We start from the raw sequence: 19541 nt of genomic DNA, 5'->3' as shown, positions 1-19541 counted from the left end.
GGAAAAGGGAAGCCCAAATACCACAGCTGTTTTGCGGCTGAGATGGGTACTTGATTATTAGTACATAGGCCTTATCGCATTTTTAATAAGCTGAGCAGCGTTAACTCTAATTAAAAAGGAAAAAGATGATGAGAACGCTACTTCAGCAAACACTGGTCGCCGCCGCAACCCTGATTTTCACCGCCAGCGCTTATGCAGGCATCGGCACGGCATCCGCTAATGATGCACATTTAGCGGGTGACGCTGCCGATGCTTTCGCATATAAAGACAGCTGGAATCCCCAGCAAGGGCCGAATGGAAATACCAGCGGCTTTTTGTCGGCATTCAGTTCTTATGGCAGCGGCCCCTGGTCACTGCTGAGCAAAATGGACAATGGCGATAAATCCGATACCTGGGGCTATTTGAAATTCACCTTCGACGATACCTGGGGACCGGGCGGCGTGTGGACGGTAAAAAACCTCAGCATGGACAAGGCGATCACCATCGACCTGGTCATGGCAATTCATGCCGGCAACCAGGGCGGCGCCTGGTTGTTCGACAACCAGCTTATCCTGCCCGGACAGACACTGAACGGCGACTGGCTGATCGGCTGGACAGTCGGAAACAATAACCTCGTCACCGGCAATGGCCGCAACCACGGGCCCAACAATCCCGACTTTTCCAATATGACGATCTTCGGCCGCGACAAGATCATTACCCAGGTGCCGGAACCGGAGACCTACGGCATGCTGCTGGCCGGCCTGGCTGCGCTGGGCGCCTTCGCGCGGCGCCGTGCACGCGCCGTCTAGCGGCGCCTCCAAGCCAGGATCGGGCGCGATTGCGCCAGCTTCTGGCGCGCCCCGGGGGATGCGGGCCTGCGCCGGGTCATCGGCGCGGGCTGTATGGCATTTTCCGGGCTTAATGGCGGCGGGGAGCGAGCTTGCCGACGATACCGGACGGGAAAAAGTAAATCGCGAGAATAAACAAAATCCCCAGCCATAATAGCCAGCGGTCCGGATGTAATGCGGCTTCCAGCAGCGGCATTCCGGACACTGCGCCTGCCGCTTCCGCCATCAGCGATTTGAGATAATTATTCGCCAGAATAAAGAGCGCGGCGCCGATTACTGCGCCATACATGGTTCCCATACCGCCAATTACCACAATCAGCAGAATATCCGTCATGACTTCGAAACCCAGCGTGGTTTTCGGGCCCACATAGCGCAGCCATAATGCCATCAGGGCGCCGGCCAGCGCGGCAGCAAGCGCGCCGATGCAATTCGCCGCAATGCGGTACAGCACGGTACGATAACCCAGCGCTTCGGCGCGGAATTCATTCTCGCGGATGGCTTGCAGCACGCGGCCGAAAGGCGAGTTGACCACGCGCAACAGGCACAGGAAGAGCAGCACGGCGCCGCCGAACACGATGTAGTAGGTGATCAGCTTGCCGTCCAGGGAACGGCCCATGAATTCGCCGAACTCGGTGGCGGGCGACAGCAGCTCCGGCACGCTGAAGGTCTTGCCGTCCTCGCCGCCGGTCCAGTCGGACAGCTGCGAGGCCAGCACCGCGAAGGAGGAGGCCACGGCCAATGTGATCATGGCGTAGAAGATGGCGCGCACGCGCAGCGCGAACAGGCCGATGATGAAGGCCAGGGCCAGTGTCAGGGCCAGCGCAGCGGCCAGCCCGAGCGCCATGCCGCTCCAGCCAGGCTCATCGCCTGAGAGGCCGAGGCCGACCCCGTAGGCGCCGATACCGAAGAACATGGTGTGGGCGAAGGACACGATGCCCGTATAGCCGAGCAGCAGGTCGTAGGAAGCCACCAGCACGATGTACACGCAGATGGTGGCGGCCGTATTCAGCGGGCGCGCGCCGCTGGTGATGAAAGGCGCGAGCGCCAGGCCCAGCACCACCAGCACCAGCAGGATGGCCAGCGTGCGGCTGCGCGGCAGGTCGCCGGAGAACAGGGAATTCAGCATCTTATTTCCTCGACAGGCCGGCCGGACGCCACAGCAGCACGGCGATCATCAGCACGATATGGGACACCAGCGCGAGCTTGGGCGCCAGGAAGCCGGCATAGTTTGCGGCCAGCGCCATCAGCAGCGCGCCGATGAAGCAGCCGCTCACGGAGCCCAGGCCGCCGATGATGACGGTAATGAAGATCATCACCATGACCTCGCCGCCCATGGAGGCGCTCAGCGTTTCCTTGTACAGGCCCCACATCACGCCGCCCAGGCCCGCCAGCGCGGAACCGGCCGCGAACACGGCGATGAAGAGGCGGCGGATGCGGTAGCCCAGGGCTTCCACCATTTCGCCGTTCTCCACGCCGGCGCGGATCAACAGGCCGATCTTGGTGCGGTTCAGCACCAGCGACAGCACGAGGAAAACCAGCAGGCCCACCACCACCGCCAGCAGGCGGTATTTTTCGATGGCCGCATCGCCGATGACGATGGCGCCGCGCAGCGCGGCAGGCAGCGGCATCGGCTTGTGGTCCGAGCCCCAGATCACGTTGATCAGCTGTTCGACCACGATCATGCCGCCCATGGTGATCAGGATCTGTTTCAGGTGCTGGCCATAGACCGGCATGATGACCAGGCGTTCGAAGGCCCAGCCCAGCACCGCCGTCACGGCCATCGCCATCAGGATCGCCAGGCCGAGGGCGCCGAGGTTCATCCACAGCGATTCCGCTTCCAGCCAGCCCTGCATGGGAATCAGCACCAGCGTGGCGGCAAAGGCGCCCACCGACACAAAGGCGCCGTGGCCGAAATTCAGCACGTCCATCAGGCCGAACACCAGCGTAAGGCCGCTGGACATAATGAAGATCATCATTCCCATCGCCAGCCCGGCCACGGTCAGCGTGACCCAGGTGGGGAAGCTGCCGACCAGCGGCAGCATGGCCAGCATCAGCGCGGGCGCCAGCAGCAGCGGCACATAGTCGCGTGGAACGGATGGCAGCGTCGTATCGCTCACGTTCCCTCCTTATTGGTGTGAATCGAGGGCCAGGCCGAGCAGGCGTTCCTGCAGGGCGCGGTCCGAGGCCAGTTCGGCCATCGCGCCACTGTGCACGATGCGGCCGTCGTCCATCACGGCCACCGTATCGCCCAGCTGGCGCACGAAATTGAAATTCTGCTCCACCAGCAGCACCGTGGTCTGGCCCTTCAGCTGGCGTATGGCTTCGGCCAGGTTCTGGATGATGGCGGGCGCCAGGCCCTTGGTGGGCTCGTCGATCAGCAGCAGTTCGCGCGGCTCGATAATGGCGCGCGCAATCGCCACCATCTGCTTCTGCCCGCCCGACAGCTTGCCGGCCGGGTAGTTCCAGAATTTTTTCAGCGCGGGGAAGAAAGAGAAGATCCATTCCAGCCGCGCCGTGTCCATTGGGCCGCTGCGCGCGGCGAGATAGAGGTTCTCGCGCACCGTGAGGTCGCTGAACACGGCCATCGATTCCGGCACATAGGCAATGCCGGCCTGCGCGATGTCCGGCGTGCGCAGTGCCGTCATGTCGCGGCCATTGAATGTGATCTTGCCGGCGCTGGCCTGCCACAGGCCCATGATGGTGCGCAGCGTGGTGGTCTTGCCCGCGCCGTTGCGGCCGAGCAGAACGGACAGGCCGCCGCGCGGCACCACCAGGTCCACGCCTTGCAGGATATGGTATTCGCCGATGTGCGTGTGCACGCCGGACAGGGTGAGCAGGGCGTCAGTCATGTGTTGCGGTTCCGAGGTAGGCTTCCTGCACGATGGCGGACGACATCACGGCGGCAGGTTCGCCATCCGCCACCAGTGCGCCGTTGTGCAGCACGATGATGCGGTCGGCCAGCGCCCGCACCACGTCCATCTTGTGCTCCACCAGCAGCACGGCCTTGTTGCGCTCCGCCTTCACCTGGTGGATCAGGTCCAGCACCACGGGCACTTCGTCCACGCTCATGCCGGCGGTGGGTTCATCGAACATCATCACATCCGGTTCCAGTGCGAGCAGGATAGCCACTTCCAGCTTGCGCTTGTCGCCATGCGAGAGCGCGGCGACGGCGGTGTCGCGGCGGCCCGCCATGGCCACGCGCTCCAGGTAATGGTCGGCACGCGCGATCAGGTCTTTGTGGCTGGACCAGATGGACCACAGCTTCATGCCTGCATTGGCGCGCGCCTGCACCGCCAGCCGCACATTCTCGTGCACCGTGAGATGGGGGAACAGGTTGGTGAGCTGGAAGGCGCGGCCGATGCCCTTGCGGGTGCGGTGCGCCGGGCCGCTGCCGGTAATGTCCTCGCCGCGCAGCAGCACCTTGCCGCTGGTGGCGGGCAACTGGCCGGACATCAGGTTGAAGTAAGTGGTCTTGCCTGCGCCATTCGGGCCGACGATGACCGTCAGCTGGCCCGAATGGAAATCGGCGCTGACGTCATCGACGGCCGTATGGCCGCCGAAGCGGACCGTCAGCCCGCGGGTGGACAGCAGTGGCGTCATCGATCAGCGCTTGTTCTTGATTGGTACAGGCAGTTCGGATGCCGGGATTTCACGCACCAGCTCCAGCAGGTCCCATTCGGACTTCTGGTCCTTCTTGATGCGGAAGTGGTACATCGATTGCAGCGCCTGGTGGTCTTCCTTGCGGAAGCTCATCTTGCCTTTCGGCGTGTCGAACTCCATGCCTTCCATGGCGGCGATCAGCTTGTTGGTATCGCCGCCGCCGGCCTTGGTCAGCGCAGTCACCACGGCGCTCGCCGCGGTGAAGCCGCCGGCGGTGAACATGTCCGGCGGCGCCTTGTGGCGCTTCATGTGCTCGGCCACCAGCCAGTCGTTCATCTTGTTCTTCGGGAAGCCGTAGTAGTAATAGATGGTGCCTTCGGTGCCCGCATAGGCCTTCCAGGTTTTCAGAACCGGCAGGATATTGCCGCCCGGCGCCAGCGCGATGCCATAGCGCTCAGGCTTCATGTCGGCGATCTTGTTCATCGGGTTCGGACCGGCCCACACGATGGCGAGGGCGCGCGGCGGCGGCGCGTCTTTCAGCTTGTCGAACAGGCGCTGCGCCGGCGCGGTGAAGTCGGTGGCATTCTGCGGCGCGTATTCCTCATGCACGATCTTCGCCTTGCTGCCGGTGAGGGCCAGCGCTTCCTTGGCGGCTTTCACGGCGTCCTTGCCGAAGGCATAATCCTGCGCCAGCACGCCCACGCTGCCCTGCTTGAAGGTGGTAGCCGCGGCGAGGCCGTCCTGCATCGAATTGCGTGCGGTGCGGAAGATGTACTTGTTCCACTTGTCGCCGGTGATGGCATCGGCCACCGCGGGTTCCACGATCAGCACTTTCTTGTATTCGGCGGCAACCGGCAGCATGGCGATGGCGGAGCCGGAGGAAGTGGTGCCGACTGCGATATCCACCTTGTCGTCGCCGTAGGCTTCGGCCAGCAGCGTGCGGCCCAGGTCAGGCTTGCTCTGGTCGTCCTTGACGATGACTTTCAGTTTGCGGCCGTTGATCTGCATGGTGCCATTGGTCAGGTACTCCAGGCCCATCATGAAGCCCGTTTCGGTTTCCTTGGCATAGGGCTCCAGGATGCCGGTCTTGCCCGTGATGAGGGCGACCTTCAGATCCTGCGCCATCGCAGCCTGCGCGGCCAGCGCGGACGCCACTGCGGCAATCAGGGGAATCAGTTTCTTCATTCGGTGTCTCCGTTTATTGTCCGGTCTTAATATAGTTCAATCTACGCTGTCGAGGAAGCCGCGCAGCGCCTCCTGTGCGGCGGGTTCGCTCAGCATCGGCGCGTGGCCGATATCGGGGATCTCCGCAAACTGCATGCGCGGTGCCGCGGCGCGCATGGCATTCACCTGCTCCTGCTCGATCAGGTCGGACAGGCCTCCGCGGATCAGCAGGGTGGGGCGGCGCCGCGCCAGGCGGCGGAAGGCAAACTGCGCCACCATCGACGCCGCCTTGAGTTTGTTGGCGCGGATCGGCACGGCGATATTCGCGTCGTAACGCATCACCAGCTTGCCCTGTTCATCTTCGCGGAAAGCGCGGCGCGCCCAGCGCTCCCAATCGTCCCCGGTATTTGCGGGGAAGGCGACATCGTTGATCGACCGGATGTAGTCGGCAGCCTGCGGCCAGCTGGTGAATTCTTCACCGCGGCCGGTATAGGCGGCGATGCGCGCCAGGCCGCGCGGCGAAAGCGCCGGGCCCACGTCGTTCAGCACAGCCGCCGCAATCAGTTCCGACTTGCGCAGCGCGAGCGTCATCGTAATCAGGCCGCCCATCGACGTGCCGACGAATACGGCGCGCGCGATACCGAGGTCGTGCGCCAGCTTCACGATGTCGTTGGCATAGACGGCGGGCGTGTAGCGGTCGGGCTGGGGATCGTAGTCCGAGTTGCCGCGTCCGCGCACGTCGACCGCGATCACGCGGCGTCCCTGCCCGGCGATCCACGGCGCCACGTCCTCGAAATCGGCCGAGTTGCGGGTCAGTCCGTGGATGCAGATGACGGGAAGGCGTGCAGGTCCGCTGGCAGCAGGGTAGTCGCGCGCATACAGGCGCAATCCATCGTCGCTGAGGTAGCTGATCTCGGAATACATGGTCCTCACGGGCAGCGTTACAGGAGCGTGCAGTGTGCGGGAAATGCCGCGCGCGGTGAACCCGAGGCAGCGCCCACTCTGTGTGCAATTTTGCACAGCGTTCGCGTTGCAGAGCAAATTGATGCACAATACTTCATCATGAAAACACTTCCCGAATGGACCGACCTGCGCTACTTCCTGGAGCTGGCCCGCTCCGGCACCTTGTCCGGCGCCTCGCGCCGGCTGGAAGTGGAGCACACCACCGTCGCCCGCCGCATCGACCGCCTGGAGCAGCAGCTGGGCGCCACCCTGTTCGACCGCTCGCGCGAAGGCTATGAGCTGACCGAGATGGGCCAGGCGGTGCTGCCGCATGCGGAGGCGATGGAGAGCGCCGTGCTGGCGGCGCAGGGCCAGCTGTCCGGCACTGAAGTGGCGATCCGCGGCGTGGTGCGCCTGGGCGTGCCGGAAGCGCTGGGCGTGCGCTTTATCACGCCGCTGCTGGCGACCTATTTGCAGGACTATCCCGACCTCTCGGTGGACCTGCTGGTGCAGCCGCGCTTTGCCAACCTCGCCAGCCGCGAGGCCGACCTGGGCGTGACGCTCGATGCGCCGAACACGGGCCGGTATATGGTGACGCGCCTGGTGTCCTTCCGCCTCTACGTGTACGGCTCGCCCGAATACTTCGCGCGCCATCCGCCGATCAAGCGCCGCGCCGACCTGGCCGGGCATGACTTCGTCGATTATGTGCGCGACCGCCTCGCCAGCAATGAACTGAACTTCCTCGATGAACTTGGCGTGAATCCGCGCCGCCGCCTGTGCTGCACGGGCATGCTGGCGCAGGCCGAAGCTGCAGCGCAGGGCCTGGGCCTGATGATGGCGCCGCCCTATATGGCGCTGGATGGCCGCCTGGTGCCGGTGCTGCAGGATGAGATTTATGTGGAAAGAGCCTACTGGCTGGTTGCGCCAGTAGACCTGTATCGGCTGCCGCGCGTGCGCGCGGTGTGGGATTTGCTGCGGAAGTTCGCGGAATCGAAGCCAGGGCTGTTCGCCCTGGCCCGCTGACATCAGAACTTGTACGACGCGGTCAGCTTGTAGGTGCGCGGATCGCCGTAGTAGGTGGTGACGGTGTTGAAGAAGCCGCTGAAGTTGTAGCCCGACACCTTGTAGCGCTTGTCGCCCAGGTTGCGGCCATGCAGGCCAATCTGCAGCTTGCGGTCTGCCGAGGTCCACACCAGGCTTGCATCCCACAGCGAGAAGCCGCCTTGTGCCAGCATCAGGTTCGACGGCACCAGTGCATCCAGCGAAGCCACGCCGCTGGTGCGTACCATTTCGGTCTGGTACACCTTGCTCTTGTACGACAGGCTGTTGTTCAGGCTCATGCTGCCGCCGCGGCCGAACATATTGGCGGCCCACTCGTAGTTGGCGCTGATGTTGCCGGACGTTTTAGGCGTGTTCTGGAACTTGGCGGCATGCGCCACGTTGATCAGGGTTGCGCCCTGGGCCACCATCCATTCCTTGTACTCGGCATCGATGTAGCTAAGCATGCCGTTCAGGGTGAGCGCGTCGGTCACGCGGGCAACGGCTTCCAGTTCCAGGCCCTTGATCTTCGCCTTGCCGGCATTGGTCAGCGTGCCGGCGAAGCCGTTCACCTGGCCTTGCGCGTTGAAGGTCGGGATCGAGCCGGGAATCTGCACGTTTTTGTAGTCCGTGTAGAAAGCGGCGACATTGGTCTGCAGGCGGCCGCCGTTGGTGGAGGACTTCAGGCCCAGTTCCACGGTATCCACTTCTTCAGGATTCACGCCCTTGCGCTTTTGCAGCGAGGCCGGGGTGTTCGGACCGCCGGATGCCGTCAGGTCCATGCGCGGGTCGAACATGCCGCCCTTGAAGCCGCTCTGGTAGGTGCCGTAGACGTTGTGTTCCTTCGAGAGCTTGTAGCCGAAGCCCAGTTTCGGGGTGAACTTGGTGTCCTTGCGTTGCAGGTCGTCCGGGCCCAGGTCGGTGTTCGGCGCCAGGCCAACGGCATTCGGGTTGCCGAGGTTCGGCGAACCGGTCAGGCCGAGATAGGTGGCCTTGAAGATGTCTGCGGAACGCTCATCCTGCGTCCAGCGTGCGCCGACGCTGACGCTGAAGGCGTCGGTTACGTTGTAGCTGCCGTCTGCGTAGACGGCCCAGGTCTTGGAATCGATATCGTCGCGCGTCAGCAGCGACAGGCCGCCGGCCGCGTTATACAGCGTGTCGAATTCGTTGAAGGCATTGGTCTTCATGTAGAACACGCCCGCCACACCCTGCCACTTCGAGCCGGTGTAGGTCAGCTGGAATTCCTGGCTGTCCTGCTTGTCGCTGTAGATGGCCGGCGCTTCGAACAGCGGAGTATTCAGCGAATCGAAGTCGATCGGCGCGTAGGTCTTGGAAGAGCGGTGCGCGGTGACGGACTTGAATGCCAGTTCCGAATTCAGGGCGTAGTCGATGGTCAGCGAAGTGCCCTTGTTGGTCACTTGCTGGCGATGGCCATTAACCTTGTACAGGTTGGCGCGGGTGTCGTAGTCGCCGCTCAGCACCGGCTCATTGCCTGGCGCCGGACCGGTGGTCATGCGGTGGCCCTGCTTGGCTTCCGAATCATCCTTCGTATAGTCGGTGGCCAGGCGAACGAACAGGTCCGCATTCGGCGCCAGCTCGACGCTCACGCGGGCTGCGCCCACGTCCTTATTGTAGTTCTCGCGGCCGTTGATCACGTTCTTGCCGTAGCCGTCGCGGTTGAAGGTGCCCACGGTGGCGCCAATGCGCAGCATATCGTTGATCGGCGTGCTGCCTTTCAGGACCAGGTCCTTCTGGCCGTAGTTGCCCAGCGTGCCCCTGATCTCAAAGGATGGGACGGTAGAGAGCTTCTTGGTCACGTACTTGACCGCGCCGCCGATGGTGTTGCGGCCGTACAGCGTGCCTTGCGGGCCGCGCAGCACTTCGATGCGTTCCAGGTCGTAGATGTCGGTCAGCGCGCCTTGCGGACGGGCGAGGTAGACATCGTCCAGATAGATGCCGACGCCCTGTTCATAGCCCGCCACCGGATCCTGCTGGCCGATGCCGCGGATGAAGGCGGTCAGCGTGGTGTTGGTGCCGCGCGACGCTTTCAGCGTGGTATTCGGCACGATATCGGTCAGCGCGGTGATATCCGGCAGCGCCAGTTTCTCCAGCTTGGCGCCGGAGAGGGCCGTCACGGCGCCGGGCACATCCTGGATCAGTTCCGCACGCTTACGGGCGGTAACGATCACCTTTTCGACATCGCCGGCAGCCTGCTCACCGCCTGCCACCGCCTGGGCGAAAGCAGTGTTGGCGCACAGCGCGGGCAGGGCCAGCATCACCGCCGCAACCGAGCGGCGAAGTACGAAATTCTGTTCCGACAGACGCATCGAAGTCTCCTCATGTTTGTTATAGCTGAGGAGTGTGCATCTTTTGACTACTGTGCGAAACTGCCAGCTTCGCACTTACGTTGTGCGTTTTTGCACACTGTTTAGATGGCCGGACACTGCGTGTAGCTCAGGAGTGACACAAAGTCTCAGTGAAATGACATTGTCAGCATTTTTAAGGAATTGTTTTTGACATTGTCAAATTCTGGGCTAGAATTGAAGCATGTGCTTCTTGGAGGCTGCAAATGCGTGATGACTTGCATAAATCTGTTTCTTTGCGGCGCTCCTGGAGTGCTGTATTACGGAAACTATCCCGCGATAAGTACACGCCGGAGATGCTCGCGCCTTTTATCATAAATGCAGTCCATCAAGAAATATCTGGGCCAAACGGCAGTGATTGGCGCGCACTAGAAGCATTGATAGCTCAGCCGGATATCGACTTGTTTGAGGACGGTGTAACGTCGATGAGGCGGCGCTTACGACGCATGCAGGAGGGAGAGCTTACTGTCGGCGCGCGGCTTGCTTGTGAGATTGCCTTGGGAGTGCTTTCTGATAAAGGGTTATCAGCCTCGTTTTTTCGTGACGTAAGGCAGGCTGTTTGCTCTGCATATGCTTCGGACCAACTTGAATTAATCGTGGCCCAAGTTTTCAGCGCACGCGGGGCGGAGGAAGCAGAAGAAGTAGGAAAGCAATTTTCAAAGTCCTTGGAATGCTGCGATTTTTGTAACACAAGTTCCCCGCGGGCGCATAAAAAAACTGTCGATCAGTTGTTATCTACAGAACTGGAACTGAGTCTATGAACGCGCGTGATACTTCGCAGGTAGTGGGGACCGTCCGAGTAATTCAGCGTGGTGACTATCAAATCGCCGGTAACACTATACAACTCCCTATTGCTAACGCGCTTAACCTGCAGACTGAATTGCTGCATGAGGTTTGCTTTAGTGAGTTACGACCGTTATCCGAGGACTTGTCAATCCTCTTCGCCGCAATTAAATGCGCGGATAGGTCAATCCGTCGACACCATGCAAAGGGTTGGGCGCGACGTCTTTCGATTTCCGTGCCGGTATTCGAAGTCAACACTTGGCGAACAACGCCGGTGCATTCCACATTGATTAATGCGCTGGACTATCTGACTGGCGACGCGTGGCAAGTTAAATTTGTAGCACGCAGTGGAAAGCCGTTGGTGAGTCAGTCGGCGCCTCTCCTCAGCTCACCTGAGAGACAGCGCATTTTTATCCCGTTCAGCCACGGCTTAGACAGTTTCGCTCAAAGCGTTTTGCTTAAGGCAGCGGATGAAATTTGGGACATCATGCCTATTCACTTGCATGGTCGTAAAGCTAACCAAAATATGAAATTCGCGCGGCGTGGCGTCGAGCGAGGTGTGCCGCCTATTCCAGTTTCAGCAAAGGTTAGTGAACGAAAACATGCAGAGCTGAGTTTTCGTACACGCCCGTTCTTGTACAACGGCTTCGCGGCGTATGCCGCCGCGTTGTCTGGCGGGGGAACAGTTGTCATCCCTGAGAATGGACAAGGGAGCTTGGGTGCATCTCTCGTTCGACTGGGAGAAGAAGCTCCTCATCGAAGCTGCCATCCAGGTTTCACAACACGTTTGGCAGCGTTTTTCAACAACCTAACTGGCGCGGAAGTAAAGTTTGTTCACCCTGCGTTGTTCCAAACCAAAGGGCAAGTGTTGTCAGCGTTAAATGGATTGTTGCCTAATAGCCCAGAGTGGTTGCTGAGTCATACTTCGTGTTCGTATGATTCGCGCCAGTCAAACCGCGGAAGGAAGAAAGTTCACTGTGGCGTTTGCGGGAATTGCTTACTTCGACGCATGGGGCTCCACGCTGCAAATATCGAGGATGTCACCCCGTACAAGTTTCAAGACTTGCGTGCGACTAGCCTGGAGGATTCGATGCAAGAATCCGATACGTGTAAAACCTTATCAGCGTATCAAGATGTCGCTCACAATGGTGTCCGAAGCATGCATCGCCTCGCAGATGTCCTGTCTCCGCCGAATAGATACAGGGTTGCCGGAGAGGTCGATAGTCTTGCACATTACCTGAAACGCCCTTCGGATGACGTTCGTAATGACTATTTCGGTATGCTTACTCAACACCGCCAAGAATGGACGAATTTCCTAAGTAGTGCAGGAAAAGAATCATGGTTGGCACGCTTTACAAGAGGATGACATGGAGTTCGAACAAAAAGTTCGGCCAGAGGTGTTAGGAAACCGAGTTCGAGCCGCGCGTACCATTTGTCGCATGACGCAGGAAAGTGCAGCGTCTGAACTGGGGATGTCCAGGACCACTCTGGTAGCTATCGAAGCAGGAAAACGCGCGGTTAGTTCAGCCGAGCTTCGAAGAATCGCTGAGCTTTTCAAGGTAAGCGAAGGCGAGCTTTTGGATGTTGAAATACCCGCGATCGAGATGCCTGTCGAATTCCGCAGCAGTGCAATGTTGCCTGAATCGAAGGATGAGGTAGCCGTTGCTTCTTTCCTTAATCGCTTAGTAGGATCGATGCTTCAATTGGAACAGCTAGTCGGGTTTGCTCAGCCTTCACTGGATATCCCTGAAGTAGTAATCTCGCGAGATGAGCCGCTTGAACAACAAGCAGAAGACGCGGCTCTTGCGTTGAGGGCGAGATTAGGGTTAGGAATCGGTCCGATCCAAGACCTGAATGCATTGATGGACTCGGAGCTTGGGATAAGGATTTTTGAGCGAGGATTGCCGTCGAAGGTAAGCGGAGCCATGGCTTTTTCTGAGGGCATTGGAGGATTCGTACTTCTCAACTCTAAGCATCCAATTTATCGGCGACGAGTAACTGCTGCCCACGAACTGGCGCATGTAATGCTACGTCAAAAGGGGATGATGGTTCATTTTTCCGATGAATTTTTCGAAAGTAAAGAAGAGCGATTTTGTGATGCATTCGGTTGCTGTTTCTTAATGCCTGCGATTGCGGTTCGAAAAAAAGCGAATGAGTTGAAGCGCATCGTCGGCAAATTCACGGTCCGTGAACTTCTAACGCTAACTCTATATTTCAATGTATCAATGGAGGCTCTTGTCCGAAGGATGGTGTCCTTAAGCTTGCTGCCTGATGGTACGTACGAAAGGCTTAGATCGGAGGGATTGAGTTTAAAACATCAGGATACAGTTAGGAAGGAATTGGCGATCTCTCCGGAACCACCGATTTTTACTGCGCGTACGATGCTGCTCGCTATGGCTGCACATAAGCGAGATCTACTGACCGAGCAACAAATTGCTTCGATGCTGGAGCTTGACCTTGTCAGTGTGCGCCGGGCGCTTGAAGATGCTGATGAGACGGGACAGGAGAGCGCGCTTGAATTGGTATTGTGATTACTTACCTCGAGAACGGCTCGTAGTGGATGCCAGCTTCCTGATTAACCTTCTGGCATGTGACGCGGCGACTGAGCTGCTTAGAGCTTTGCCAACTGTCTGTTTAGTAGAGAGAACGGTACTCCGTGAAATTTCACGTCACCCTATTGCAGGCAGGGACCATTTGCAGGAAATTAAGTCGCTAGAGAATGCAGGACTTATGGAGGTAACTGCGATGACGGATGACGAGTACGAGGATTACCTGTCGATAGTGCAGGCACCTCTGGCTTTGCGTTTGGACTCCGGAGAGTCGGCAACTATCGTCGTCGCGCGAGCTAGGAGCCTGAGTGCTGTAATTGATGAGAATAAGGCTCGAGCTTTCGTGGCCCAACGAATTCCTAACCTTAGTGTTATAAGTACTCTTAAGCTGTTCATCTCGTCATCTATGCGGCTAGGATTGGAATCGCCTGCACTTAAGGAAATTGTCGAGCAAGCAGTCCTTCATAGCCGAATGGGCGTTCCTCGTGAAGAAAAGCACCTATTGCGCCAAGTGTTAGCCTGTTGAAGAGGTTTCACTTCAAGCATGCTGGATCGCGAATGTAATCCCCCAGCATGTAAGGACAAAAACATGCTTCTGGCTGTTATGCTGGGGTGTCTTCGCGGGCTGTGGTTTGCGTCCAGGCCTGCAAGCCCACGTGCTTCTCCGTTAGCTGTTCCCCCCAAATTGAAGAGACTGTGAAAATGTGGCGTGTTAAGTTTTCAGTCTCACGCTAACTTCGATGATCGGCATGTCCGAGGTCTTTTCCCCACCATTCATCATGTTCCTCAATTTCCCCATGATGTGATGTAGGTCACACAGTAAGAAACCGGCTTGATAACGAAAAAAGCGCTTGCTTTAGTTAAAAGCAAGCGCTAATCCAGAGAAGCGAATTCTTGGGGTGGCTGATGGGGCTCGAACCCACGACAACAGGAATCACAATCCTGGACTCTACCAACTGAGCTACAGCCACCACTGTCTTACAACTGCCATGGCGTTCCAAGGCAGGAGCCGCATTATACTAGGTCGGTTGGCAACTGGCAAATCTAAATTGCAGCGATCTCGATTGCGCTGATATCGGGCTCCAGGCCGAGCAGGCCCTTGAAGGCGGTAGCGAGCACCGGGGCGTCGCCGCTAGTATAGCCGCGCAGCAGGGCGTGGCCGGCGGGGCGCAGCAACCCGGCGCCTTCCAACAGGCGGGCCAGTTGGCGGGCGACAGCGTCGCCGGTGTCGATCAGGGTGATGTGCTGCTTTGAATGCGCGCCTACGATGCGCTGGATCGCTTGCTGCACGAAGGGGTAGTGGGTGCAGCCCAGCACCAGCGTGTCCGCGCCGCGTTCCAGCAGCGGCACCACATAGCCTTCCAGCAGTTTTACGGTCGCTTCCGTATCGAGCTCACCCAGTTCGATCTGGTCGGCCAGGCCGATGCAGGGCTGCAGCAGGAAGTCGGCCTTGGTGGCGGTGGCGATCTGCTCGCGCAGCAGCAGGAATTTTTCGCCCTGCAGCGTGCGTTCGGTGGCCAGCACGCCGACCTTGCCGCTGCGCGTCGCTGCAGCGCCGGGCTTCAGGCCGGGCTCCACGCCTACGATGGGCATGCCGGGGAATTCGGTGCGGATGGCGCGGATCGCCGCGACAGTGGCCGTATTGCAGGCCACCACCAGCGCTTTCACGCCTTGCTGAACAAGGAAATCGGTAATCGCCAGCGAACGCCGGATCACCCATTCCTCTTCCCGGTCGCCATAGGGAGCGTAGCCGGAATCGGCGAAGTAGATCAGGTGTTCGTGGGGCAGCTGCGCGTGGATGTGGCGCAGCACGGAAAGCCCTCCGACGCCGGAGTCAAAGACGCCGATGGGCGCATCGGCGGCGAGGGAGGGCAGGGGATGAGTCATGGGACTCAGGCTGGTTGGGCAGCCTTCAGTTTTTCGATCTTCACCGCCCATTCTTTCGGGCCGGTGTTGTGCACGGAGGTGCCGGTGGAATCGACGGCCACGGTAACAGGCATGTCCACCACGTCGAACTCGTAGATCGCTTCCATGCCGAGGTCTTCGAAGCCAACCACTTTGGCGTGCTTGATCGCTTTCGATACCAGGTAAGCCGCACCGCCAACCGCCATCAGGTAGGCCGACTTGTGCTTCTGGATCGCTTCAATCGCCGCCGGGCCGCGCTCGGCCTTGCCCACCATCGAGATCAGGCCGGTTTTTTCCAGCATCATGTCGGTGAACTTGTCCATGCGGGTGGCGGTGGTGGGGCCGGCCGGGCCTACCACTTCGTCGCGCACCGGATCGACCGGGCCAACGTAGTAGATCACGCGGTTGGTGAAGTCCACCGGCAGCTGCTCGCCCTTGGCCAGCATGTCCTGGATGCGCTTGTGGGCTGCGTCGCGGCCGGTCAGCATTTTGCCGTTCAGGAGCAGGGTCTGGCCCGGCTTCCACGATGCCACTTCTTCCTTGGTCAGCGTGTTCAGGTCCACGCGCTTCGATTTCTCGGTGTCCGGCGCCCAGCTCACGTCAGGCCAGGTCGAAATCGCAGGCGGTTCGATGTAGGCAGGGCCGGAACCGTCCAGCACGAAGTGCGCATGGCGGGTGGCGGCGCAGTTCGGGATCATGGCCACAGGCTTGGAAGCCGCGTGCGTCGGATACATGTTGATCTTCACGTCCAGCACCGTGGTGAGGCCGCCCAGGCCTTGCGCGCCGATGCCGAGGGCATTGATCTTGTCGCACAGTTCGATACGCAGTTCTTCCGTCTTGTTCTGCGGGCCGCGCTTTTTCAGCTCGTACATATCGATGTCTTCCATCAGCGACTCTTTGGCCAGCAGCATGGCCTTCTCGGCGCTGCCGCCGATGCCGATGCCCAGCATGCCGGGCGGGCACCAGCCGGCGCCCATCAGCGGCACGGTCTTCAGCACCCAGTCCACCAGCGAGTCGGATGGGTTCAGCATCACGAACTTGGTCTTGTTCTCCGAGCCGCCGCCTTTGGCTGCCACCATTACGTCAACCTTGTCGCCTTCCACCAGCTCCATGTGCACTACGGCCGGGGTGTTGTCCTTGGTGTTCTTGCGCTCGAAGTGCGGGTCGGCCACGATGGAGGCGCGCAGCTTGTTGTCGCTGAAGTTGTATGCGCGGCGCACGCCTTCGTTGACCGCGTCGGTCACGGTGCCCTTGAAGCCTTCGAAGCGCACGCCCATGCCGATTTTCAGGAAAACGTTCACCAGGCCGGTGTCCTGGCAGATCGGGCGCTTGCCTTCGGCGCACATGCGCGAGTTGGTTAGGATCTGCGCGATGGCGTCCTTGGCGGCCGGGCTCTGCTCGGACTCGTAGGCGCGCGCCAGGTGTTCGATGTAGTCGGCTGGATGGTAATAGCTGATGTACTGCAGCGCTGCCGCTACGGATTCAATCAGGTCGTCTTGCTTGATGATGGTCATGGCGATGGCTCTTTGGCGAGGACAGTTTAGTGTTTGGCTTTATCGTGGGTGGAGGTCATCAGGCGGTCGGTGTAGGCAATGGCCATGGCCGACAGCAGGAACACCACGTGAATAACGGTTTGCGCAACCAGCACTTTGTCGGAGTATGCGGCGGCGTTGATGAAGGTCTTCAGCAGGTGGATCGAGGAGATGCCGATGATGGCCATCGCCAGTTTGGTCTTCAGGACAGAGGCATTGACGTGCGACAGCCATTCCGGCTGGTCGGGGTGGCCTTCGAGGTGCATGCGCGAAACAAAGGTTTCGTAGCCGCCAACGATAACCATGATCAGCAGATTCGAGATCATTACCACGTCGATCAGGCCCAGTACCACCAGCATGATGGTGGATTCATTCAGCTTGGTCGGCAGTGCGGCGCCTGGCACGGCCACCGCCTGGAAGATGTGCTGCAGTGCGGCTTCATTGCCGAGGGCTGCGCCGATCAGGTCTTTCAGCTCGACCCAGAAGTGGAACACATAAACGCACTGCGCGAGGATCAGGCCGAGGTACAGCGGCAGCTGCAGCCAGCGGGACATGAAGATAAAAGCGGGAATCGGGCTGAGGCGCGGGCCGTTCGGGCGCTGCGGGTCGGTCATCGGTACTTGCTCCTGTATGGCAATCGGAAAACAGCCGACATTCTACACTTGCCGCCGGGCAGCCGCAGCCCCGCGCCACTGTGTTGTTGAGCCAGAGCGTGGCAAAAAACTGGGTAAAACTGCATAATTGTCCTTACTGCCAAGGCAGCACAGCATGATGTAAGGGGCTTGTAAGCGCGCTCCCTTATTGTTTTGGCAAACTTATTACCATAACGGAGACGAGCATGACCGCATCAGCACAAGGCACCGAGCAGCAGGGACCAACGGAATCGCGCATTTTTGCGCCATCGGCGGCGTTCACGGCGCAGGCCACCATCTCCGGCATGGACGCATACAAGGCGCTGTGCGCCGAAGCGGAACGCGACTACGAAGGCTTCTGGGCCCGCCTCGCGCGCGAAAACGTGGAATGGCAAACGCCGTTCACCCGCACCCTGAATGAAGACCAGGCGCCGTTCTACAAGTGGTTCGAGGACGGCAAGCTGAATGTGTCCTACAACTGCCTGGACCGCAACCTCAAGAACGGCAACGCCGACAAGACCGCCATCATCTTCGAGGCGGACGACGGCGCCGTTACGCGCGTCAGCTACAAGGAACTGCACGCTAAGGTCTGCCAGTTTGCCAACGGCCTCAAATCGCTGGGCATCAAGAAGGGCGACCGCGTCATCATTTACATGTCGATGTCGGTGGAAGGCGTGGCCGCCATGCAAGCCTGCGCGCGCATCGGCGCCACCCACTCCGTGGTGTTCGGCGGCTTCTCCGCCAAGTCGCTGCAGGAACGCATTATCGATGCGGGCGCCGTGGCCGTGATTACCGGCGACGAGCAGCTGCGCGGCGGCAAGCACCTGCCGCTGAAATCCATCGTCGACGAAGCGCTGGCCATGGGCGGCTGCGACACCATCAAAAACGTTATCGTGTACAAGCGCACCGGCGGCAACGTCAATATGGTGGCGGGCCGCGATATCTGGCTCAGCGAGCTGGTAGACAAGCAGTCCACCGAATGCGAGCCGGAATGGGTGGATGCCGAGCATCCGCTGTTCATCCTCTATACCTCCGGTTCCACCGGTACGCCGAAGGGCGTGCAGCACTCCAGCGGCGGCTACCTGCTGTGGGCCGCGCTCACGATGAAGTGGAGCTTTGACATCAAGCCGAACGATGTGTACTGGTGCACCGCCGATATCGGCTGGGTCACGGGCCACACCTATATCGCCTACGGCCCGACCGCCGTCGGTGCAACGCAACTGATCTTCGAAGGCATTCCAACCTTCCCGACTGCCGGCCGCTTCTGGGAGAATATTGCCAAGCACAAGGTCAGCATCTTCTACACCGCGCCGACCGCGATCCGCTCGCTGATCAAGGCAGCCGACGTGGATCCGAAAGTGCATCCGAAGAATTTCGACCTGTCCTCGCTGCGCCTGCTGGGCACCGTGGGTGAGCCGATCAATCCGGAAGCCTGGATGTGGTACCACAAGAACGTGGGTGGCGAGAAGTGCCCGATCGTGGATACTTTCTGGCAGACGGAAACGGGCGGCCACATGATCACGCCGCTGCCTGGCGCCACGCCGATGGTGCCGGGTTCCTGCACGCTGCCGCTGCCGGGCATCATGACCGCCATCGTGGACGAATCCGGCGCGGACGTGCCGAACGGGCAGGGCGGCATCCTGGTGGTGAAGCGCCCATGGCCTTCCATGATCCGCACCATCTGGAACAATCCTGACCGTTTCCGCACCAGCTACTTCCCCGATGAACTGGGCGGCAAGTATTACCTCGCAGGCGATGGCGCCATCCGCAACAAGGACACCGGCTACTTCACCATCACCGGCCGTATCGACGATGTGCTGAACGTGTCCGGCCACCGCATGGGCACCATGGAGATTGAATCGGCGCTGGTGGCGAACCCGCTGGTGGCGGAAGCTGCCGTGGTGGGCAAGCCTGACGATACGACGGGCGAATCGATCTGCGCCTTCGTGGTGCTGAAGCAGGCTCGCCCAAGCGGCGAGGAAGCGAAGAAGCTGGCGCTGGAGCTGCGCAATTGGGTGGCGAAGGAAATCGGCCCGATCGCCAAACCGAAGGAAATCCGCTTCGGCGACAACCTGCCGAAGACGCGCTCGGGCAAGATCATGCGCCGCCTGCTGCGCGTGCTGGCCAAAGGTGAGACAATCACGCAGGACGTCTCCACGCTGGAAAATCCGGCCATCCTGGAGCAATTGAAAGAAACTTCCTGATC

At 60.0% G+C, this 19541-nt stretch carries 17 protein-coding genes and 1 tRNA gene; 7 read left to right on the top strand and 11 right to left on the bottom strand.

Annotation, left to right across the window (positions count from 1 at the left end; all coding sequences use genetic code 11):
* Positions 1-125: 125 nt before the first annotated feature.
* A complete protein-coding gene (locus ACJRPG_RS21805; protein ID WP_408002203.1) occupies positions 126-788 on the top strand; it encodes a PEP-CTERM sorting domain-containing protein in 663 nt (220 codons plus the stop codon).
* 109 nt (positions 789-897) lie between these two features.
* Here ACJRPG_RS21805 and ACJRPG_RS21800 read toward each other — a convergent pair whose 3' ends face one another.
* From ACJRPG_RS21800 to ACJRPG_RS21775, 6 genes are all read right to left on the bottom strand, one after another.
* Positions 898-1953, bottom strand: coding sequence for a branched-chain amino acid ABC transporter permease (locus ACJRPG_RS21800; protein WP_408002202.1), 1056 nt, complete (start codon positions 1951-1953; stop codon positions 898-900).
* Between the two features lies 1 nt (position 1954).
* Positions 1955-2878 carry a branched-chain amino acid ABC transporter permease gene (locus tag ACJRPG_RS21795; protein WP_408002251.1) on the bottom strand — a complete coding sequence of 308 codons (924 nt, stop codon included), beginning with the start codon at positions 2876-2878 and terminating at the stop codon, positions 1955-1957.
* A 75-nt stretch (positions 2879-2953) separates the two neighbouring features.
* Entirely contained in the window at positions 2954-3676 is a 723-nt protein-coding gene (locus ACJRPG_RS21790) for an ABC transporter ATP-binding protein (RefSeq protein ID WP_408002201.1), read from the bottom strand.
* Positions 3669-4418, bottom strand: coding sequence for an ABC transporter ATP-binding protein (locus tag ACJRPG_RS21785; protein WP_408002250.1), 750 nt, complete (start codon positions 4416-4418; stop codon positions 3669-3671). Before ACJRPG_RS21785 ends, ACJRPG_RS21790 begins: the two co-directional genes overlap by 8 nt.
* A 12-nt stretch (positions 4419-4430) precedes the next feature.
* Positions 4431-5612, bottom strand: a complete 1182-nt coding sequence (locus ACJRPG_RS21780; protein WP_408002200.1) for a substrate-binding domain-containing protein — start codon at positions 5610-5612, stop codon at positions 4431-4433.
* A 36-nt stretch (positions 5613-5648) separates the two neighbouring features.
* A complete protein-coding gene (locus tag ACJRPG_RS21775; RefSeq protein WP_408002199.1) occupies positions 5649-6515 on the bottom strand; it encodes an alpha/beta fold hydrolase in 867 nt (288 codons plus the stop codon).
* Positions 6516-6653: 138 nt separating this feature from the next.
* On the opposite strand from ACJRPG_RS21775, the gene ACJRPG_RS21770 reads away from it, so the two are divergent.
* Positions 6654-7556 (top strand): LysR family transcriptional regulator, encoded by a 903-nt coding sequence (locus ACJRPG_RS21770; protein ID WP_408002198.1) that lies wholly within the window; start codon positions 6654-6656, stop codon positions 7554-7556.
* A gap of 2 nt (positions 7557-7558) precedes the next feature.
* Here ACJRPG_RS21770 and ACJRPG_RS21765 read toward each other — a convergent pair whose 3' ends face one another.
* On the bottom strand, positions 7559-9898 hold the full coding sequence (locus ACJRPG_RS21765; protein ID WP_408002197.1) for a TonB-dependent receptor: 2340 nt from the start codon (positions 9896-9898) through the stop codon (positions 7559-7561).
* A gap of 242 nt (positions 9899-10140) precedes the next feature.
* On the opposite strand from ACJRPG_RS21765, the gene ACJRPG_RS21760 reads away from it, so the two are divergent.
* Genes ACJRPG_RS21760 through ACJRPG_RS24840 form a run of 4 tightly spaced genes read left to right on the top strand, consistent with a single transcriptional unit; the run spans position 10141 to position 13792 of the window.
* Complete coding sequence (locus ACJRPG_RS21760) at positions 10141-10695, top strand: hypothetical protein (RefSeq protein WP_408002196.1); 555 nt, start codon at positions 10141-10143, stop codon at positions 10693-10695.
* Positions 10692-12083 (top strand): adenine nucleotide alpha hydrolase family protein, encoded by a 1392-nt coding sequence (locus tag ACJRPG_RS21755; RefSeq protein WP_408002195.1) that lies wholly within the window; start codon positions 10692-10694, stop codon positions 12081-12083. Before ACJRPG_RS21760 ends, ACJRPG_RS21755 begins: the two co-directional genes overlap by 4 nt.
* Position 12084: 1 nt before the next feature.
* Entirely contained in the window at positions 12085-13248 is a 1164-nt protein-coding gene (locus ACJRPG_RS21750; protein WP_408002194.1) for an ImmA/IrrE family metallo-endopeptidase, read from the top strand.
* Positions 13202-13792 (top strand): PIN domain-containing protein, encoded by a 591-nt coding sequence (locus ACJRPG_RS24840; RefSeq protein ID WP_510183113.1) that lies wholly within the window; start codon positions 13202-13204, stop codon positions 13790-13792. The genes ACJRPG_RS21750 and ACJRPG_RS24840 overlap by 47 nt, the downstream gene beginning before the upstream one ends.
* A gap of 369 nt (positions 13793-14161) precedes the next feature.
* Here ACJRPG_RS24840 and ACJRPG_RS21745 read toward each other — a convergent pair.
* The 4 genes from ACJRPG_RS21745 to ACJRPG_RS21730 all read right to left on the bottom strand — a co-directional run bounded on the left by ACJRPG_RS21745 (position 14162) and on the right by ACJRPG_RS21730 (position 17317).
* A tRNA-His gene (locus ACJRPG_RS21745) sits at positions 14162-14237 on the bottom strand.
* Positions 14238-14310: 73 nt separating this feature from the next.
* Positions 14311-15153, bottom strand: coding sequence for a glutamate racemase (gene murI / locus ACJRPG_RS21740; RefSeq protein ID WP_408002193.1), 843 nt, complete (start codon positions 15151-15153; stop codon positions 14311-14313).
* Between the two features lie 5 nt (positions 15154-15158).
* Positions 15159-16685 carry a fumarate hydratase gene (locus tag ACJRPG_RS21735; RefSeq protein WP_408002192.1) on the bottom strand — a complete coding sequence of 509 codons (1527 nt, stop codon included), beginning with the start codon at positions 16683-16685 and terminating at the stop codon, positions 15159-15161.
* A gap of 26 nt (positions 16686-16711) precedes the next feature.
* Positions 16712-17317, bottom strand: coding sequence for a TIGR00645 family protein (locus tag ACJRPG_RS21730; protein ID WP_408002191.1), 606 nt, complete (start codon positions 17315-17317; stop codon positions 16712-16714).
* A 224-nt stretch (positions 17318-17541) separates the two neighbouring features.
* Between ACJRPG_RS21730 and acs the strand changes: the two genes are divergently transcribed.
* A complete protein-coding gene (gene acs, locus ACJRPG_RS21725) occupies positions 17542-19539 on the top strand; it encodes an acetate--CoA ligase (RefSeq protein ID WP_408002190.1) in 1998 nt (665 codons plus the stop codon).
* The last annotated feature ends 2 nt before the right edge of the window (positions 19540-19541 follow it).

This window comes from Pseudoduganella rhizocola, assembly GCF_045984285.3.
Lineage (GTDB): Bacteria > Pseudomonadota > Gammaproteobacteria > Burkholderiales > Burkholderiaceae_D > Rugamonas.
This window is presented reverse-complemented; position numbering and strand designations above follow the sequence as displayed.

Excerpts from the sequence above, each read along its gene's own strand:
- ACJRPG_RS21750 (WP_408002194.1), top strand. The coding sequence starts at position 12,085 with ATGGAGTTCGAACAAAAAGTTCGGCCAGAGGTGTTAGGAAACCGAGTT.
- ACJRPG_RS21755 (WP_408002195.1), top strand. The coding sequence starts at position 10,692 with ATGAACGCGCGTGATACTTCGCAGGTAGTGGGGACCGTCCGAGTAATT.
- ACJRPG_RS21780 (WP_408002200.1), bottom strand. The coding sequence starts at position 5,612 with ATGAAGAAACTGATTCCCCTGATTGCCGCAGTGGCGTCCGCGCTGGCC.
- ACJRPG_RS21760 (WP_408002196.1), top strand. The coding sequence starts at position 10,141 with ATGCGTGATGACTTGCATAAATCTGTTTCTTTGCGGCGCTCCTGGAGT.
- ACJRPG_RS24840 (WP_510183113.1), top strand. The coding sequence starts at position 13,202 with ATGCTGATGAGACGGGACAGGAGAGCGCGCTTGAATTGGTATTGTGAT.
- ACJRPG_RS21800 (WP_408002202.1), bottom strand. The coding sequence starts at position 1,953 with ATGCTGAATTCCCTGTTCTCCGGCGACCTGCCGCGCAGCCGCACGCTG.
- murI (WP_408002193.1), bottom strand. The coding sequence starts at position 15,153 with ATGACTCATCCCCTGCCCTCCCTCGCCGCCGATGCGCCCATCGGCGTC.
- ACJRPG_RS21770 (WP_408002198.1), top strand. The coding sequence starts at position 6,654 with ATGAAAACACTTCCCGAATGGACCGACCTGCGCTACTTCCTGGAGCTG.
- ACJRPG_RS21765 (WP_408002197.1), bottom strand. The coding sequence starts at position 9,898 with ATGCGTCTGTCGGAACAGAATTTCGTACTTCGCCGCTCGGTTGCGGCG.
- ACJRPG_RS21775 (WP_408002199.1), bottom strand. The coding sequence starts at position 6,515 with ATGTATTCCGAGATCAGCTACCTCAGCGACGATGGATTGCGCCTGTAT.
- ACJRPG_RS21735 (WP_408002192.1), bottom strand. The coding sequence starts at position 16,685 with ATGACCATCATCAAGCAAGACGACCTGATTGAATCCGTAGCGGCAGCG.
- ACJRPG_RS21790 (WP_408002201.1), bottom strand. The coding sequence starts at position 3,676 with ATGACTGACGCCCTGCTCACCCTGTCCGGCGTGCACACGCACATCGGC.
- ACJRPG_RS21795 (WP_408002251.1), bottom strand. The coding sequence starts at position 2,878 with ATGCTGGCCATGCTGCCGCTGGTCGGCAGCTTCCCCACCTGGGTCACG.
- ACJRPG_RS21730 (WP_408002191.1), bottom strand. The coding sequence starts at position 17,317 with ATGACCGACCCGCAGCGCCCGAACGGCCCGCGCCTCAGCCCGATTCCC.
- ACJRPG_RS21805 (WP_408002203.1), top strand. The coding sequence starts at position 126 with ATGATGAGAACGCTACTTCAGCAAACACTGGTCGCCGCCGCAACCCTG.
- acs (WP_408002190.1), top strand. The coding sequence starts at position 17,542 with ATGACCGCATCAGCACAAGGCACCGAGCAGCAGGGACCAACGGAATCG.